The organism is Streptomyces sp. NRRL S-495, assembly GCF_000966955.1.
GTDB lineage: Bacteria > Actinomycetota > Actinomycetes > Streptomycetales > Streptomycetaceae > Kitasatospora > Kitasatospora purpeofusca.
This window is the reverse complement of sequence record NZ_JZWY01000341.1, coordinates 1-428: the sequence shown is the minus strand read 5'-3', so window position 1 is coordinate 428 and position 428 is coordinate 1. Positions and strand designations below refer to the sequence as shown.

The window sequence follows — 428 nt, the reverse complement described above, 5'->3', positions numbered from 1 at the left end:
GGTCCACGCCGCCCTCCTCGACGGCCCGGAGCGCGTGGGCGTCCAGGGTGGCGGAGTGGATGCGGCGCAGGGCGTCGAAGAAGACGGTGTTGTCGGGTTCGGGGCGGAAGCGCAGGCGGCCGGGGCGCTCGGGCAGGCCGCGCTCCGGGGTCCAGCGGTACAGGAAGCGTTCGACGAGGAGTTCGTACCCGGCGGCCCGGGCGGCGGCGAAGCGGGCCTCGGCGGCGGTGCGCAGGTCGGCCCGTTCCCGCCAGTCGCCGGGCAGGTTGATTTCGAGTTCGACCTGCCAGGGGGCGGAACGCAGGAGTTCGGCCCCGGCCTCCTCCTCGCCCTCGGCGACGTCGAACCAGTTGATGTTGACGGGCTCCGCGTCCTCGGGGCCGCCCCACCAGGCGCCGCGGGCGACGACCTCGCCGTCGCGCAGGGCG

Annotated in this window: 1 pseudogene; it reads right to left on the bottom strand. The window is 75.7% G+C overall.

The annotated features are described in order from the left end of the window. Positions 1-428 (bottom strand): annotated as a pseudogene (locus tag VR45_RS18360) (GNAT family N-acetyltransferase); the annotation flags it as partial.